This window comes from Pseudomonas sp. 13159349, assembly GCF_013305685.1.
Taxonomy (GTDB): Bacteria; Pseudomonadota; Gammaproteobacteria; order Pseudomonadales; family Pseudomonadaceae; genus Aquipseudomonas; species Aquipseudomonas asiatica.
The window spans coordinates 1587179-1602441 of record NZ_CP045553.1 but is presented as its reverse complement, the minus strand read 5'-3'; the positions used below and the strand labels follow the sequence as shown (position 1 = coordinate 1602441).

At 61.4% G+C, this 15263-nt stretch carries 19 protein-coding genes; all 19 read right to left on the bottom strand.

Going from position 1 to position 15263, the window contains the following annotated elements; all coding sequences use genetic code 11:
* Positions 1-31: 31 nt before the first annotated feature.
* On the bottom strand, positions 32-628 hold the full coding sequence (locus tag GEV38_RS07680) for a tail assembly protein (protein ID WP_232859868.1): 597 nt from the start codon (positions 626-628) through the stop codon (positions 32-34).
* Positions 628-1404: a C40 family peptidase gene (locus tag GEV38_RS07675; protein WP_162998281.1), complete on the bottom strand. Its 777-nt coding sequence runs from the start codon at positions 1402-1404 to the stop codon at positions 628-630. The genes GEV38_RS07680 and GEV38_RS07675 overlap by 1 nt, the downstream gene beginning before the upstream one ends.
* Positions 1401-2084: a phage minor tail protein L gene (locus GEV38_RS07670; RefSeq protein ID WP_100413836.1), complete on the bottom strand. Its 684-nt coding sequence runs from the start codon at positions 2082-2084 to the stop codon at positions 1401-1403. The genes GEV38_RS07675 and GEV38_RS07670 overlap by 4 nt, the downstream gene beginning before the upstream one ends.
* A 7-nt stretch (positions 2085-2091) precedes the next feature.
* A complete protein-coding gene (locus GEV38_RS07665; protein ID WP_100413835.1) occupies positions 2092-2430 on the bottom strand; it encodes a phage tail protein in 339 nt (112 codons plus the stop codon).
* Positions 2430-5621, bottom strand: a complete 3192-nt coding sequence (locus tag GEV38_RS07660) for a tape measure protein (RefSeq protein ID WP_158239720.1) — start codon at positions 5619-5621, stop codon at positions 2430-2432. Before GEV38_RS07660 ends, GEV38_RS07665 begins: the two co-directional genes overlap by 1 nt.
* A 223-nt stretch (positions 5622-5844) precedes the next feature.
* Positions 5845-6201 (bottom strand): hypothetical protein, encoded by a 357-nt coding sequence (locus GEV38_RS07655; protein WP_121757750.1) that lies wholly within the window; start codon positions 6199-6201, stop codon positions 5845-5847.
* A 62-nt stretch (positions 6202-6263) separates the two neighbouring features.
* The gene (locus GEV38_RS07650) at positions 6264-6569 is read right to left on the bottom strand and encodes a DUF4035 domain-containing protein (RefSeq protein WP_202982206.1); all 306 of its coding nucleotides are present in this window, start codon (positions 6567-6569) and stop codon (positions 6264-6266) included.
* Between the two features lie 14 nt (positions 6570-6583).
* Complete coding sequence (locus tag GEV38_RS07645) at positions 6584-7051, bottom strand: phage tail assembly chaperone (protein WP_100413833.1); 468 nt, start codon at positions 7049-7051, stop codon at positions 6584-6586.
* A complete protein-coding gene (locus tag GEV38_RS07640; RefSeq protein WP_102059542.1) occupies positions 7051-7521 on the bottom strand; it encodes a phage tail tube protein in 471 nt (156 codons plus the stop codon). The genes GEV38_RS07645 and GEV38_RS07640 overlap by 1 nt, the downstream gene beginning before the upstream one ends.
* Positions 7522-7529: 8 nt before the next feature.
* Complete coding sequence (locus GEV38_RS07635) at positions 7530-7877, bottom strand: DUF3168 domain-containing protein (protein WP_102059541.1); 348 nt, start codon at positions 7875-7877, stop codon at positions 7530-7532.
* Between the two features lie 4 nt (positions 7878-7881).
* Positions 7882-8352, bottom strand: coding sequence for an HK97-gp10 family putative phage morphogenesis protein (locus GEV38_RS07630; protein ID WP_102059540.1), 471 nt, complete (start codon positions 8350-8352; stop codon positions 7882-7884).
* Entirely contained in the window at positions 8349-8669 is a 321-nt protein-coding gene (locus GEV38_RS07625) for a phage head closure protein (RefSeq protein ID WP_232859869.1), read from the bottom strand. The genes GEV38_RS07630 and GEV38_RS07625 overlap by 4 nt, the downstream gene beginning before the upstream one ends.
* Entirely contained in the window at positions 8669-9145 is a 477-nt protein-coding gene (locus GEV38_RS07620; RefSeq protein ID WP_102059539.1) for a head-tail connector protein, read from the bottom strand. The genes GEV38_RS07625 and GEV38_RS07620 overlap by 1 nt, the downstream gene beginning before the upstream one ends.
* Positions 9146-9148: 3 nt before the next feature.
* Positions 9149-9538 (bottom strand): hypothetical protein, encoded by a 390-nt coding sequence (locus GEV38_RS07615; protein WP_102059538.1) that lies wholly within the window; start codon positions 9536-9538, stop codon positions 9149-9151.
* Positions 9539-9580: 42 nt separating this feature from the next.
* A complete protein-coding gene (locus tag GEV38_RS07610) occupies positions 9581-10795 on the bottom strand; it encodes a phage major capsid protein (protein ID WP_102059537.1) in 1215 nt (404 codons plus the stop codon).
* Between the two features lie 14 nt (positions 10796-10809).
* Positions 10810-11685 carry a head maturation protease, ClpP-related gene (locus GEV38_RS07605; protein WP_102059536.1) on the bottom strand — a complete coding sequence of 292 codons (876 nt, stop codon included), beginning with the start codon at positions 11683-11685 and terminating at the stop codon, positions 10810-10812.
* A 13-nt stretch (positions 11686-11698) separates the two neighbouring features.
* A complete protein-coding gene (locus GEV38_RS07600) occupies positions 11699-13096 on the bottom strand; it encodes a phage portal protein (protein ID WP_232859870.1) in 1398 nt (465 codons plus the stop codon).
* On the bottom strand, positions 13096-14793 hold the full coding sequence (locus GEV38_RS07595) for a terminase large subunit (protein ID WP_102059534.1): 1698 nt from the start codon (positions 14791-14793) through the stop codon (positions 13096-13098). The genes GEV38_RS07600 and GEV38_RS07595 overlap by 1 nt, the downstream gene beginning before the upstream one ends.
* Positions 14790-15263: a terminase small subunit gene (locus tag GEV38_RS07590; protein WP_102059533.1), complete on the bottom strand. Its 474-nt coding sequence runs from the start codon at positions 15261-15263 to the stop codon at positions 14790-14792. Before GEV38_RS07590 ends, GEV38_RS07595 begins: the two co-directional genes overlap by 4 nt.

The window sequence follows — 15263 nt, the reverse complement described above, 5'->3', positions numbered from 1 at the left end:
CGCCCGGAGGCGGTTCGTTCAAACAACTCAATCAAGTCTGGTCTTCGGCATAGATACCGGCCGAGGCCAGGGCTCCACCTACGTCGCGCTCGCCGTAAAGCAGAGGCTTGCATCGTCCTTGAGCCGTGGTAGTCACTGCGCCCCCAAATGCATAGGACGACTTGTTGCCGTCGCCCTCATCGCCCAGCAAGCCCGCTGTCGACGGAGCCATGTTCATGGCCACCCCACCCAGCATCAAGCCGGCGCCGATTGCGGCCAGCCAATACTGCTGTGTGATCGCGCCGATGACGATCAGCGCAGCGCCAGCAATTGTTGCGAACAGTCCGCCAGACTTGCTGCCGACTACGATGGGAGCGATACGGATGTCATCGGTGCGGTTCGAGCGCATCTCAAGCTCGTTTTCCGCGACGTTATGCTTACCGCGGAACACAGCGAACTCCAGGCCGCGCTCGTGCCCTAAGCGCAGAAACCGCCGGAAGCCCGGTACCATCACACACAGCGCGTGGATCGCTTCGCTGCAGGAAGCAACCGCCAGGTGGTGAATCCGACCGAAGCGGGCACCCAGCACACCATAGAGCCGGACTGATACGACGGCCGGCAAAGCCGGGGCGCCTACTTGCATGGACATCAGGTTTCCTCCGGTGCTCGTTGGTGGCGAAGAATCATCACGGTGCGCTCAGCCCACATTCCGCCATAAACGTCGCGGGAAGATTTCTTGCCGTAGCGGTGGTGCAGGAATGTCCCGGGCGCGGCATGTAGGCCGGGCACGCTCGAAAGTAAGCCATCACCCAGGTAGACGCCGGCATGGTTAGGGGCTGCCGGCATGCTGCCCCCTTGAGCGGCGATCTGCATGACGACCAGGTCGCCCTTGCGCAAATCGCCTACCCTGTAGAACCCAGCCTCCTCGCAATACCGCTCGTAGAGGCTTTCGCCATCGTTCCACCAGCCGTCGCGCCGCGGGAAGTTCGGCAGATCGATGCCCCATTCCCGGGCGTACCAGTCGCGTACCAGGGCATAGCAATCGAGGATGCCGTGGTGAAACTCACGCTCCAGTAGTGGTGCCTCATAGCCCTCAGGCTTGATAGTTGCGGTATCGCCGCCAGGCCAACCCAGGATGAACCATGGCACGCCGTGCAGCTCGCAACTGACGCGATCGGCCATGCTTGGGGTTGCCAGTGCGTTCGGGTGGCTGTGCACGATCTCGACGACTTCGCCCCGGTCCTCGGCGGCGCACTGGTCCTCTGGGTTGATGATGAAGTGCTCGCTGGGCGTCTGGGCATCATTTCGGCATGGCACATAGACGCGCCTTCCGTTCTCGCGGATAACAACACCGCAACACTCGCGCGGGAATTCGGCCTCAGCGTGTGCCTGGACCTTTTTCAGCAAAGTCTTGTTCATGGTCATACCAGGCCAGCGCCAGGGACGCCGCCAAAAGGCAGTGGATTATTTTCGCCGAAGCGCTTCTTGCAATCGCTCAACCGGCCACCGCATCGATCAAGCGCTGGATCGTCCACCGGGTTGCCGTCAGCATCGAACATCGCCGAGCCGGTGTAGTTGCAGTCGGGCCCGCGGTACTCGCCCCACAGGCACCACTCACAACGATTCATGATCAGCCCGCCTGGCAGCATCTGTCCTTTCACCGAGGTAGGCGGAGCAAGGCCAAACACAATCTCCTGCCGGCCGATACTGGTGGGCACGTTGATATAGGAAATGTTCAGACGCTCCTGATCCCCTGCGTTCGGGTTTCCTCCGGGGAAGTTGGCCGCATCCAGATACCTGGCGTAAGTCTCGCGGACAGTTACCTTGATGCCCACCAGGTGCTGAAACTGGACACACAGAGCGGTGATGACGCCGTCCAGGTTCCCAAGCTTGAGCATCGGAGTGCTGGTGTTGCCCTCGGTGCCGCGCCCGAAGCCACCGACCTCAAACGGCCGAGGCTGGTAGATCTGTCCCTTCCAAAAGATGGGGCCGTTCAATTGGTGCGCGTGGTAGCGCAGAATGCCCATGCCCCGGGCTTCGCCATCCAGTTCCAAGAGCTGGATCAGGTCGCCGGGCTCAAGCTTCTGGTCATCAGCAGTGATCATGCGCACCTCATGGACTGAATACCTGTTGGAAAGTCGTGCTCAGGGTATAACGGCCCTTGCCGTGGCTTGCCGTTTGCCACCCTCCGGTGGTGATGTACCGCCCTTGCTCCTGCATAGGCGGCTTCCACAGGAAGCTGACAGCCCCCTTGTGGCGGGAAAAAAATGCCAGGATCGGCGCCAGGTAGGCTTCGGTGCCGGTAAATGAGACCTGGTACGACCCGGCCAGGTTGTTGATGCCAACCGAAAGCCGCTGGCTGTATCCGTTGTTGTACTGAGACGTCAGCACATTGGGCTGCACGTCGCCGCTAGAACCCACGCGCGGCGACCAGGTGAAGACTTCCGGCATTACCCATTCCTCCGATTGCTTGGATCGAGCAGACCGTTTTGCCCTTTCTCCTGGATGATCACGCCTCGCGCTACCTTGGGCATTTCCTCGCGGACAGTATTGAGCAGCGCCTGGCCCATAGCCTCGTAACCCTCGGGCGCAGATACCGACCCACCAGATCCATCGCCTTTGATGTGGATGTTGATTTGGGGGGCAGCGGCGCCACCCCCAATCACGCCAGATGGCGAAAAGGACGCCAGCGCCGGCGATACTGAGCTACCGACGTATCCGCCGCTGGCAAAACCAGGCTTGCCGGTTCGGTTCAAACCGATCAGGTAATCCTTCATCCCTGGCTGGTCGACGACCTCCTTTCGAATCACCACTTCGCCGCCGTGCACCACCCCCTTGGGCTCAAACTTGCCGCCCGGGCCGGTGAACCCACCCTCCGAAAACCCTGCCAGAGACATACCGGCCACCATGCCGGCGTTCGCGTAGCCCGCAGCCAGCAGCGCGGCCCCCACTGGAATACCGCCGAGCACAGTCAACTCGGCAGGCGCTTTCGCTGCAGCGATCTGCGCGTTCATGATGATGGAGGCGACAGCGAAGGCCTTCTGAGCGATGAACAGAGCCTTGTAAGCCCCAGACTGCTCGCCAGCGATCTTGCCGACCATATCCGCTGCCTGCCCCGAGAGTTCGCTGAAGGTGCTGACGACAGCTACCTTGTACGAGTCCTGAATGGCAGACAGGCGCTCGTTGTTGGTCCTAGTGATGTCGGCAACTCGGTCCAAGTATTGCTGCTCGGCCGCCAGCCGCTGCTCGTTGGTGCTTTGCTGGTCCGCAAGGATCTGGTCACGCAGTTCGGCCTGGAGTGATAGCTGTTTATCGTGCCATTTCTTCAGCGCCGCTTCGGCCTCGGCGATCTTGATCAGTTCACCAGAAGCACCGGCAACCGACGCGTCGAGCCCGCCATACTCAGGCGCCTGGGTAATCGTCGCTTTCGAAATGGCGTCGGCGCCCGCACGGTACTGGTCGGAATTGAGCGTGCCGGCGCGGTTGGCCGTCTCCAGCACCTTCATCCGCTCGCGGGTAGTCGCTAGCAGTGCCTGCTCCTGCGACTGCAAGCTGCTCATGAGCGCGTCGTATTCTTTGCGAGCATTCAACGCATCCAGCTCTATCGCCTTGCCCTCCAGGCGCAGCTTGTTCTGCTGGCTCAACTGCGACAACTCGCCGTTGGCCAGGTCGTAACGAAGGCGGCCTAACTCAGTCGTCTCGCCGTAAAGCGCAACCTGTTGAGTGAGGTTGGCCAGGGTCTGCTTGTAGGCGTCGTTCAGACGCTCGGCTTGTCGCTGGATATCCTCGGAGGCCTTTTTGGCCCGCTGCTGTGCCTCCTCGGATGCTTTGGCCGCCGCCTCCGAACCTTGAATGGCAGTAGCGAGGATTCGCCAGCCCTCAGCTGTACCCGGGTCAACCCCTTCGCGCTCGATCCGCCGGTTGATTTCGCCCAGAAGATCGCCGCCGTCGCGAACAGATTGCAGGCGCTCCACCAGGTTCTTGGTGTAACTGTTCCAGCCGTCTACCGTCTTCTGATCCGGGCCGGGCATGTTCTTCAACCCAGCGTTTGCGCCAGCCGCAGCAGCGGCAACGTCATCCAGCCGACCGCGCAGCATGTTGGCCACATCACCGTAATCGCCCGAGGCCTTGATTGCCTCCCCATACGCAGCCGCGGAGGCGTTGATGGCCTTCGTCATCTCCTCGTTCGGGCGGATGGCAGCGACAAGCTGCTGGGTGGCTGAATCAATGTCCTGGCCACCGGCAATACGTCGATTGAACTGAGCGACAGCGTGGTCGCGCTGGAATGGGTTTGCCCCGTAGGTGTCGCCCCATTTGTCATTGGCCTGGGACGACGCGCGAATCTCCCGCAGCGCCTTCTGTGCCGCCACCTGGGCGTCAGCTTGCTGCTGCAGGACGCCGTCCAGCTTGTAGCGAGCCTGCTCTTTGCCGAGCTCTGCAAACTCCTTGCGGAGCTCTTCAACCGGACGCTTGAGGTCGACGGTGGCCTTCCTGGCCTTCTCGCTGTTGTCACTAAACAGCAGGTAACTCGCCGCGACGGCGCCGATGGTCAGGCCAAGCCCGGGGAGCCCCCCCAGGGCAGCGAAGAGGCCTCTGCCTGCGCGAGCAGCAAGCGAGGTTGCAGAATTGTTTGCCGCTTGGGCGGCCGTTTGCGCGGCGGCCGCTTGAGCGTCCGCTAGACGTGCGATCCTAAGCCGACTAAGTGCAGCCGCATGAGCATCGGTGAACCTGGTAGCGGCAACCTGCGCCTCCGCCGCAATCGTCTCTGCAGCAGCGCGACGTACTGCCATCGAAGCAGCGTCAAGCTGAGCCGCGGTACGCCCAATTTCTGCGGATTGAGCGCTGCGAATTGCAGTTATTTGATCCCAGAGATCCTTGGTGAAGTCGAGAATCTTCCTACCGCCGTATGCTGCTCCAAGAGTGAGCGCCGAGGCGGCTAGAACGTCCATGTTCTCAGCAACTAACGTAATAGCTGCCGCTAAAACTTTCGTACTACCGGTTGTGCCATCCAACCCGCCAGCCCACGCCTGGAAGGAGTTGTTGACTGTTGTTATGGCCCCGCCAACCGAGCCAGGAAGATCCTTGAACTCTCCCTGAAGCGCACCTAGCTGGCTGATCAGAGCAGGGACGACTTTATCAATCGTAAGCAGACCTTGATCTGCCATCGCCTTCAAATCTTTCCGAGCAACCCCCATCCCAGTTGCCAGCGCTCGTATCACTCGATCGCCGTTTTCGTTGACCGAGTTGAATTCCTCGCCTCTCAGCACTCCCTGGCCAAGTGCTTGAGAAAACTGGGTAATCACAGAGGAGGATTCTGCGGCGCCTGCTCCAGATAGCTGCAGGCCAAGCGCTAAGGCTTCTGTTACGCCGAGCACGTCGCTTGAGGAATAGCCGAACTCGCGCATGGATGCGGAAGATCTGCTGAACAGGTTTGCGTTGTCGGCAAAGGCGGTACCAGTTCTTTGGCTGACCTCAAACAATGCTTTCTGGCTTACAGTAAAGTCTTCGGTACTTGTGGATGCCTGCTTAAGCCTTGCGTTAACCTGGTTCCAACTGTCTGCCTGGTGGATCAAATTTCCGACTGCAAGCGCCCCTGCCATCGCACTTGCATAGCCACCGACAGACGATGTCAGGGACTGCATGGCCGTACTTTGTGCGCGAACCGCAGCTTCTTGAGACCTCCAAGAACTGACTGATTCCCGATTTCCTGACGTTATGGTCCGCAGATAGCTCTGTCCCATTCGCCCGGCCTTGGCCATCTCGCGCTGATAAGCGCTGGTCTCAGCGGACACACTAACGATCAGAGAGCGAAGAGTTTGCCCTGCCATGCCTTTCTCCAGACATTAAAAAGCCCGCCGAAGCGGGCTATTTGGTTCTTTCACTTTGTACAATCTCGTTGTCCTCATCGATGTAATATCTCCATCGATTCCGACAATCTGCATACACGACGATTTTATCTGGCGCTCGGCTCAGCTTCTCCGAAAGTCCAACGTACTCCACCTGGTCGCATCGAGTTTGTTTACCGGCCTTAAACAAAGCAGATCGCTCAACGCTCTTGATTCGTTCAATGCCAGAGTCGCCCCACAGCTGATAAGTTCGTGGGTAGCTTTCTCGCGTGTAGATAGAAAGAACAGACTCGTCAACAACAACCTCAGAGTCAGGCCTCTCAGAATTTCCACAGCCGTAGATTGCCAGCGGTAAAATAAACAGTAGTCGCTTCATGCTTCCTCCTTGGAAACCGGGGAATCTACCATGATGCACCATGACGAAAAAAACTCACCGCTCTAGCTTTCTACTGCTTTCGTCATCAGGAAGGCCTTGAACAGCTCTTCCCCTTCCTCCGGGGCCTGCTCAAAAGCTGGCTTTTCCGTCTTCCATTGAGGAAGCAGGTCCATCGGAGTCACCTTGGCGCCCTGGGCCTGCAGTGTCGAAGCAGCAACGATCGCAGCCTGGATGTCACCGCGCGCGTCACTCAGCGGCGACTCCTCGTTGTAGGCCTGCCAGAGGAACAGCTCCTCGGCGCTCATGCACTGCTTGAGATCCTGCAGAGTCATGCCCAGCCGGAGGGCCAGAGTCAGCATAAAGGCCAACTCTGGCTCCTCCGTTAGCCGTTTCCCGCCGCGTCAACCGGGTCCTGGGCGCCAGCGCCTGCCTCGACACCACTCAGCTCGAACGCCTTGCCCACCAGCCGGTCGTGAACAGGGCTGAAGGCCTTGGCCACGACCGGCACATCCTCATCTCCAAAAATGCGGGAGTGGGATTCGTCCAGCAGGGTGCGCGCCAGCACGAAGGCGTACAGCGGCGAGGAATCGATATCGACCAGGCGGGCAGCCGGGTTTTCGTCGGCACTCTCATCTGGCGCCTCACTGAGTCCGGCAGCGGCACGCGCCGCAGCCACTGCTGCCGCAGCACGGCGCCGGTACTCAGCCCAGTCGCCAGCGCTCAACGCCATCACCACGACCTTCGCGCCATCCCATTCCGGTACCTCAAGCGATTCATGCTTGAAGTTCCGGATCGGGTCGAGCGCCATCGCTCGCAGGCCCTGTGCGCCTGCAGTCTTTGCGCGGGCCATTACGGGGTCACCGGCGGGACGGTGAAGGTGACGCTGCCGGTGATGCGCACGTTGAAGGTACCGTTAACGGTGCCGTTGGGCGCAGCATCCCAGGTGAACTGGGTGACCAGGCCGAGGAACGTCGAGGACGTACCATCCTTGAATACCGACTTGAATGCCCGCGGCTCGCCGTCGTCGCGTGCGGTTCGCAGCACGGTCTGAGCTTCGTCATCCGCTTTCCAGTTGCCGGACATGCTGAAGGTACCGTTGTCGGCCAGACCAACAGTGAACTCCTTGGCCTCGCTGGCCAGGGTGGTTACCTCAATTTCGTCCGACTGGCCGCCCTGGAACTGAGGCTGCTTGATCGTTACCGACAGGTCGGCGTACTCCAGGCCGTCGGCGGCCGGGTCTAGCGTGGTGGTCTTGGAAACGCTGAGCTGGGTACCCTGCGTTTTCACGAACTTGGCTTTGGTTGGGTTCTGCGCGGCCATGGGGCCTCCTATGGTTGCAGGGTGTACTCCCAGCTCACGCTGAAGAGTTTGGTGTCATCTTCGAATTCGTCCGGCAGGCGATCGGCGCCGCCAGTGGTGAAATCTTCGCCGTCGATGGTCATGGCATTGAATGCTTCACCGGCCAGTGTCAGCGCCTGCAAATAGCTTTCACCCCATGCGGCGAGCTGAATGGTTAAGTCACTGGAGCCGTCCCAACCGGCCAGGGTGAATCCGGTGGAGCCACTGACCGTTTGGATCACCAGGCGCGGCTGAGCCGCCCCCTCAGGGGCAACGCCGAAAAACACGCGGCCATCGACAAGAGGCGACAGCCTGTCGATCAGGGATTTCTCGATCATGGGATTACCGCGCGGTGGCGTTGTCGATGCCTTCGGCCAGCTTGTCACTCACGGCCGCTTCGATTTCCGGCAGGCTCCCGTCCCAGGCCGGCCGAATGAACGGATGGGCCTGCATCTTGGAGGTGCCAAATTCCAGGAACTTCCAGTAGAACGGTGCCTCCCATTCCGTCGCGGAGGTCCGGCCCTTCTTACCGCGGCGCTTGAGGGCCTTGGACTGCTTGCCGTTGGGCTTCTTCACGCGCAAGCCAGCTGTGGCGCCGCCAGGCGTCTCGGACTGCTTCAGGCGCACAGCTGTGATGTTCTTCTTGAGCTTGCCAGTACGAACCGGCGTCGTGGCACGAGCTTTGTCCCTGGCAACTCGGGCGCCAGCCATTACGGCATCACGCACGATCTTGTTGCCCGTGGCTTTAGCCAAGCGCTCGAAGTCGGCCTGTAAATCACCCAGGCCGACGACAGTCAATGATCCATTGCTCATGTTGGCTTCACCGTTTTGCACATGAGTTTGAGCATGTCCCGCTGGTTGGTGGGCAGCGGGGCAATGATCTCGTAGGTAACCTCTTGGTGAACCAGGTGCTGTCCGGCTATCACGTCCTTGCGGTACCGAATGTTTATCTCAGCACTGACCGTGACCTGCATCTGTGACGCAGCCTCGTACATGCGCCCCGATGGGATGTTGATTTCCGCCCAGATCATGCCTAAGTCGCCCCACACCTTTGAGGGCTGACCCAGGGCGTCCTTGCCATCTATGAAGCCGCGGCGCATACAGCGATGTCGCATCGGTCCGGCACGCATCAGACACCCATCCGGATGCGATACGGCATCAACAAGTGCTGCGAGGCCAGCGGCAGCTCGGCAGCGATGGTTCCTGTCACCACCTCCTCGCGATTGGCGAACAGATGGCCCAGCTTCAGCAGGCAGGCAGCCTGGATCGCAGGGTTGAGCACCATGCCGTAGGCGATGGCGTCCGCCTGGTCGTATGCGTCGGCCAGGGCCTGGCGTGCGTGCTCAAGCAGGCGGCAGCGCAGGGCGTGGTCTTGCTCCGCCTCAGCAACCTCTGTCGCCGCAGCATTCGCGCTCTTGGCCGCCTGCAGCGCGCCGTGCACACCTGTGCGGGCGGCGTCGAGCGCGACCTGATCCAGGTAAAAGCGGCGATTCAGGAACTTCATTGCCGCCTCCTCGGCCGCATCAAGCTGGGCTTGCACAAGATCCAAGTCTTCAGAGTCAGCCCGCAGATGATTCATGGCCGCATCAAGTGCGATCACCGGCATGGGTTACTCCTCGGCCTGAGCTGTCTCGCCGCCAGCGATCAGTCGCTCGGCTTCAGCGGTGGCTTCTTCCTGGTTTCCGGAGAAATCGCCAACCTGGTTGCCTTCAGCGTCCACCACAACGTACTTGCCTGCGCCCTTGTGCTTCGGCTTGAAGGCGGCGACTGGCTGAGTAATCGGCAAGGTGACGGCGCCCAAGCTGCCGGTGGTCAGCACGCCCGAGCCAACTGCGTCGTCCTGCGAGATGGTCAACACCACCTCGCTTTCCGAGTCGTCCAGTTCGGCATAGCCCTTCTGGATCAACTGGCGCCCGTGCTGCTCGATGGTCTCGAAGGGCGTGCCCTCCACCAGCGTTTGGCCACCCAGGTACAGAGGTTTCAGGGTTTTCAGCTTCATGAATGCCTCCAGGGCCGCATCTTGTGCGGCCCTCACATTGGATTACGGAGTGACCGGGGCGGCGAACTCGCCGAAAATGAACGCTTCCGGACGCTTGACCGCCAGCGCGGCGCGCTCTTCACAGCGGATCGAGATCAGGTTCTTCTCGAAGTCGTCAGCGTTTTCGGTCGAAATCACCACGTTGGCGTCTTCACGGTCGAACAGCTGAGCGCCAGTCTGGAATGCACCGGTCAGGAACTTGCCCAGGAAGGCGGCGACCTCGGTGGCCACCACTGGCAACCCCCACAGCACGGGGCCAGCCAGACCCAGCGGGTTGGCGAGGATGTAGCGACCCAGCGTGTCCTTGGTCAGTTCGATCTTGGCCCAGTCCATGAAGTGCAGGACATGACCGGAAGCCGGCAAACGCGCCAGCTGGGCTTGCAACATCGCCAGGCGGAGATCATCGATGCCCGACCGATTCTCCACCTCGAATGCAGGGACATATTTCGAGGCCTGGGGGACGATGCCGTGCAGGTGCACGCCAGTGCCGTCACCGAACAGGATCTCCTGCTCCTCGACGTACTTGAGGCCATAGCGCATTTCGACGTCGATGGTCGAACCCAGCTGGGCAAAGTCGTCCAAGATTTGCTTGGAGGCCTTGAACATGTGGGCAATGGTTGAAACTGCGGTGAGCTTCGAAGCAAATTCGATGCCCGAGTACGGCTTGGGGGTGCCCTCGGCCACGACCTTGGCGGCGTTGGTGAAACCGGTCTGCTGCACCCAGAAGATCGCCGGGGCGGTGGTTCGGCCCGGGGCGATCAGGTCGCGGATGAACAGGCGCTGCTTCGGCGCGGCGTCGATACCGGGCAACCGCTGAGGCTCGACGATGCCGGCGGGAACATCGGTGGACAGCAGGGCGGCGCTGACCGGAATGTTGACGCGCTTGCCGCCCTCGATGCTGGCCGCGAACTGTTTGAGCGCTTCGCTCTTGATCACCACGCCCCCGAGGCTGTCCTGGGTCTGCGGGGTGCCAGCCGAAGGCAGGCGCGCGAACTCCTGTTCGAGCTCGCCCAGCTGGGCTTTCAGCTGCTTCTCGGCTTCGGTCAGGCTGTTGAACTTGGTCGCCAGCTCGTCGACGGCGTTCTTGGTTTCTTCGGAAAGGCTGCCGGCCTTCTTCGCCTCGGCCAGTGCGTTCTCGGCCTGCTTGCTGAAATCGCTGGTGGCCTGCTTCAGCTCGGCGGAAACCTGCTTCAACAGGTCAGCGGTATTGTCTGCCATGGAATCTTCTCCGGTTACTTGAGGGCTGCTGCCGAGAACCGCGACATCGCGGCTTGTAGATCGGCAAAGTGGATGGCCAGATCGGCCTGGTTGTCGGCAGCGCTGCGCGTACCGGAGGGGGCAGCGCCAGGCGTACCCCCTTTGAGTTCTTGAATCAGGGACCGCCGCTCGGAGCGGGGCATGCCCTGTTTGGCCAGGATTGTGTCGAGGCGTCGCGCCGCGACCTGCTGCGACGCAATGGCTTGCGGGTCTTCCTGGGCCGCATCCGATGGGAGCAAGCCGTCAGCGAAACCAGCATCGACCGCCGCACTGCCACCCATCCAGGTCTCAACGTCCATCAGGGCGCGCATTGCTGCGGCTTCATCGCCCGTCCTTACCGAGTAGATGTCGGCCAGGGTCGCGTCGATCTGGTCGAGGAAGTCTGCGACTTCGGTGAAGTCGTTCCGGTCCCCAGCGGCGATAGTCCAAGCGTTGTGGATCATCATGAAGCCGGCTCGGGCGATCTGGATTTCGTCACCGGCCATGGCGATGAACGACGCGGCCGAGGCAGCCAGGCCAAGCACCTGAACGGTTACCTTGCCCTTGTGCTCGCGCAGCAGGTTGTAGATCGCCAGGCCCTCGAAGACATCGCCGCCTGGGCTGTTGATCTTCACGGTGATGTCTTTGTCGCCGATGCTGCGAAGTGCGGCACTGACGCGCTTGGCGGTGACGCCTTCGCCGGTCCACCAGTCCATGCCGATCGGGTCGTACATGGTGATGGTGGTGGAGTCGTCACCAGCTGCCGCCTTGATCGCTGGATTCCAGCGCTCCATGGCCTTGGGCAGTAGGTCGGATTCGACGCGCGCGTGCGGCCGCACCGCCGGCGCCGCCGGTAGTGTCTTGAGAGTCATGGGTTACTCCAGGTCAGGCCGCTTTGAGCAGCGGCATCGATATCAGCGCGTGGGCCATCATTGGGCCGTCCGGGTTTCCTGCTTCCAGAGCTTGAGACGCCAGATCGACGGCCTTGTTGATGGCCTCTCGGTCGTCGTTGTTCCGCGCCGAGACCAGCCGAAGCATGAACGCCGAGGCCGCCGGCGAGACGCCTGCGCTCGGCTTCCCGAGCTGGTCCAATGGCACCAGTGCGGATTGCACCGTGTACGTGTCGCCGCCCGGGATCGGTGGCAGGTTCTCCAGCCGACGAACCTCGTTGCGGGACATCCAACCGTTTTGCAGCGCCGTGTTGTACCAGGCCCCGCGGCCGGCGCTGTCCGCTCGCAGCAGACCTTCCACCGCGAACTCCGCAAAGTAGTCGTCGGCATCGGCCTCGCCGATCAGGCAGCGAGTGATCTCCTGCTCGATGTTGACCAGTAGCGGCCGCAGGCTGTTGGTGAGGAAGTGCAGGTTTTGCGCCTCAACCGATGCAGCCCAGCTGGACTGCTTGTCCATGTGGCCGACCATGAAGGGTGGCACGCGGAACCAACGGCACATTTCCTCGATCCCGAAAGACCTGGATTCCAGCATCTGCGCGGCCTCAGGGTTCATTGTGATGCCCTGGTACTTGAAGCCGGCCTCCGCCACCATGATCTTGCCGGCGTTCTTCGAACCCATGAACGCCTGCATGCTGGCCCGAAGCTGCTCGCGCTGCTGCGGCGTGATCTTGGTGTCGCTGCTCAGGATGCCGGACGCCTGCATGCCCTGTGCGAACACTTTCGCCGCTGCTTCCTCGATCGCCATCGCTGAGCCGAAGATCTCGCGCCCGGTGGTGACCGGCAGCATCCCGCACACCCCGTCCAGGCCAAAGCCGCGGATGTGCATCAGGTTCTTCTCGGGAATGTCGCGGTCCACGCCATCCTCGTTGTAGGTGTACTTCAGGCGCCCGTTGTCCTGCCGCTTCACCCTCATGGACTGGGGCAGAAGCGGCACCAGGGCGATGATCCGGCTGCCGATCATCTTCTTCTCGACGAACGCATTGCCTCGCAGGCAGATGCTTGCCACCACCAGCAGCATGAAGCGCTGTGGGGTCATCTCGGCGTTCGGGATGCGGCAAAGCACACGAAACAGCGGATGGTCTTTAGCGACCTCGCGTGATCCGTCGGGAAGGCGCCGGTAAAGCTTGAGCGGCAGCGTGGAGACGGATTCGGACAGCAGTCTCACGCAAGCCCACACCGTGGACAGCTGCATGGCCTTGTCGACCGATACGTGCTTTCCAGATGCGGAGCTGCCGAACCACTCTTGCCAAAATGCCCCGTCCTTTAGGCCAATGGGAACCCCGAGCCAGTTTTGCAGCGCAGCCTTCACCCGGCCCGGTTTCTTGTCGGCCATCAAATTCCTACCATGATCGGGTTATCAAAGAAGCCCTGGAGATCACCAGAGCCTTCCGGGTTCAGCGCCATCAGCGAAACAGCATCGAATGTCGACATCAGCGGGTCGATCTTCGCCGAGCCGCTGGCCTGCTTGGTGATGGTGATGGCATTGCCTTGCGGGACGACACGGGCATTACCGACGCACCAGTTCATCAGCGCGCTGCCGCAGTGGACCAGCTCGCCCCCGGCCACTTTGCGCTCGGTCGTCTTGATCGCGCCGTTGAGCTTCCAGCCCTGCGAGATGGCCACGATCTGTTCCATGGTGATCCCGCGCTCTTGGGTGGTGAGCTCGTCGACGATGTCGCCGATACCGGCAGAGTCCACACCGATTGCCAGCTTCTCCGGCAGCAGGCCGCGGTCCCTGATGTCGCAGATGATGTCGGCTACCTGCTGGACATCATCTCCTGGTCGATCAACGACGGTCAGATCGCCCGCCTTCTCGAAGTCCCTCAGCGCGCTGGCGATATCCTTCCGCCGTTCGAACACGATGTTGTGCGCCCAGGCGTGCGCCCAGTGGAGCCATTGGCGAGTGAAGGGCTCGCGACCGAGCACGGTCAGGCCGAGCAAGTCGTCAAGGCCGCCGCCGTCGATCCCCACCGTAACCACTTCAGAGCGCTGCAGCAGACTCTCCAGAGTCAGGCCAGCCTCGGCTCCCGCTTCCCAATGATCAGCGCCCGCCCAGCGGTCCGACCGCAGGTCCAGCCCGATTTCGACGTTGAGGTGTTTTGCCAAGAAACCGCGAATTGCCCCCTCGCCCTCTGCCTGCGCCTCCTGATACTTCTGCTCGATCACCTCCTGATCGACAGAAAGCCCCCAGTTGGGGTTGGTCACATGGGCGTTTGCCAGGTCACGATGCTCGTTCCGCTCGATCATCTCTTTCGGGAACTCGTAGATCACCGGCAGGAAGCGCCGGTCCTCGATCTCCCCGTCACGCACTTTGCGCGCGTAGTCCAGCTTGGCCTTGAAGGCGCCGGCCGGCGGCTCATCAGACTGGGTGGTGCAGTAGAAAACGAACCCCTCTGGGCGTGACGCCAGGCCGCCGGTGGCCTCGACCAGCATCTTCGCCGACTTGGCCTGCTTACCGAACTCCCAGAGCTCGTCGATGAACACACCAGTCGCTTTCTTGCCAGTGACAGTGGCCGAGTCGGCCGCCACCACCTTCAGGTTTGCCTTGTTCAGGTTGTCGGTGACGATCCGGTTGTATTCCTGCACATGGAACCTGGCCTGCAGGTCTTCGTCCGCATCGATCATGTCTCGGATCGGTTTGAAGGCATTGTCAGCCGCTTCCTTCGTCGGCGCCAAGATCAGGAACTCGCCAGAGGGCCGGGTGTTCAGGATCAGGGCCGTGAGCATGATGCCCGCGGCGATCGTCGACTTGCCGTTCTTCTTGCTGACCATCAGGAAGTAGTTGGTGATCAGCCTGCGGCCGGCGTCGGCGTCATACGCGCCGAAGAGCGCGGCCACAACGTCGAGCACCCAGCTGCGGCAGGTATCCCCCATCAGGGGGCTGCCGTCGGCATCAACCATTCGAAGGTTGCAGAACACGTCGAGAGCATCTTCTGCCTGCTCGGGGAAGATGGGCTCCACCGGCACGAGTGCCTGGCCACGGACGATCCTGCTCTCCCAATCTGGGCACGCGGTTGTCCACTTCTTCATTTGACGGCCTTCAAGTGGCGCTCACGCAGCCCGAAGCGGTTGCCGCTGGCTCCCACCTTCGCCGCTTCTTCGAGCTTCTGTTCCTTTTTGCCCATGCCGGACTTCTTGCCGTGAAAGTACGGGAGCGCCGACTGGGCGGCATTGCGCCGATCAAAGATCTTGGCCTGGGGATCGTTCATCAGCGCCAGCAGCCAAACGAGCGGATCGTCGGTGTTGGGCAGGTCGACCAGGTCGCCCGACTCTTCACCCGGCGGGTCGGCCTCGAAGGCCTCTCGCTCTGGCGCAGGCTTAACATTTCGGGGCGCCTTTAACTTTTCCAGGGCTGCAACAACGTCAGGGTCTTTGGCGAGTCGAGAACCTGCTGCCGAAGCGCTGCCCGCCGCGTATCCTGCGGCCTCTGCCGCTTCGCGATTCGAGGCACCAGCAGCCTTGGACTCGACAAAACGGCGCTTTTTCGATGTTAACGCCAT